This is a genomic window from Aeromonas sp. QDB68 (assembly GCF_027707405.1).
Classification (GTDB): Bacteria; Pseudomonadota; Gammaproteobacteria; order Enterobacterales; family Aeromonadaceae; genus Aeromonas; species Aeromonas caviae.
The window spans coordinates 1-509 of record NZ_JAPCIQ010000260.1 but is presented as its reverse complement, the minus strand read 5'-3'; the positions used below and the strand labels follow the sequence as shown (position 1 = coordinate 509).

The 509-nt window shown below is 53.4% G+C and carries 1 protein-coding gene; it reads right to left on the bottom strand.

Translation table 11 applies throughout. The features are described from left to right. Window positions 1–142: 142 nt before the first annotated feature. Window positions 143–509 (bottom strand): lytic murein transglycosylase (locus PG892_RS22545; protein WP_247631621.1); only part of this gene is annotated, 367 nt, incomplete at its 5' end.

Genomic DNA, 509 nt, shown 5'->3' with positions numbered 1-509 from the left:
GCGATTAAATCAGATCACAAACGAAGCCTTTTTTCTATCTATTTCAATTGGTTGTAGCTAAAGATCCTGTACATGAGCATGGCCAACAAGCGCAGGCTCTGCTGTCTGAATGAACAATATTTGTTCGAATGTATGGGGTTGTTCAAAGTATAAACACTGATGCGTCAGCCCTGTGCCGCACCCCCAGAGCCTGCCAGGCCGACAGCGACTTGCGGGTCTCAAGCCCGAACAGGGCAGAGTTGAGGGAGTCAGGCACCCTCACCCGCCGTCCCCAGGTCTGATCCTCGCGCCAGCCGTTCTGGTGCAGATAATTGGCCGCCGATCCAAACACATCCGCGAGATTGCCCCACAGATCCTTCCTGCCATCCCCGTCCTGATCGACCGCGTATTTGAGAAATGACGAGGGCATGAACTGCACCTGCCCCATGGCACCCAGGGCGGGAGCACACTTTGTTGATATTTTAACCAAAGAATAACTGAGCCCGATAGTCGTCATTCCAGCCGGCTCT